1 protein-coding gene is annotated in these 539 nt (G+C 27.6%); it reads right to left on the bottom strand.

The features are described 5' to 3' along the window. On the bottom strand, positions 1–539 hold a 539-nt coding region (locus tag KGF45_RS19620; protein ID WP_227843079.1), incomplete at both ends, for an RNA-guided endonuclease TnpB family protein.

The raw sequence follows: 539 nt of genomic DNA, 5'->3' as shown, positions 1-539 counted from the left end.
TTGCTTTTGGATATTTTGACGAGTAGCTCTCCCTTCTTCTATTTTATTTCTTATTTTTAAACTTTCATATTTTCTTGAAAGTTTTCTTTGTTCTCTTTTTAATTTCTTCTCAACTTTCTTAACTGTAAAAGTTTTATTTATATTTTTAAACTTCTTTTTATCTGAACATATTGCAAAATCTTTAATTCCTAAGTCAATACCTATTCCTTCATTAGTACATTTAGATACTCGAATATCATTTTCCTCAACTAATATAGATACATAGTATCTACTAGATTTTTGACTTACTGTACCACTCTTAACTATTGAATTTATTGGTATATATCCGAATTCTTTTAATCTTACCCACCCAAGAGTAGGTATTTTAACTCTATGCCTTTCAATAGCCCAATCAGTCTTATTATTCTTAGGAAAATATGCTTTTACATCTTGATTTTTCTCTTTCTTGAACTTAGGAAAGCCTTTAGCACCTTTAAAAAAGTCTTTAAAGGCTTTATCTCCATTCATAATAGCTTGTTTAGTAGCTTTAGAGGATACAT

Origin of the sequence: Clostridioides sp. ZZV14-6154, assembly GCF_020657785.1 — a bacterium.
Lineage (GTDB): Bacteria > Bacillota > Clostridia > Peptostreptococcales > Peptostreptococcaceae > Clostridioides.
The sequence above is the reverse complement of the archived record's forward strand: the minus strand, read 5'-3'. Positions and strand labels throughout refer to the sequence as shown.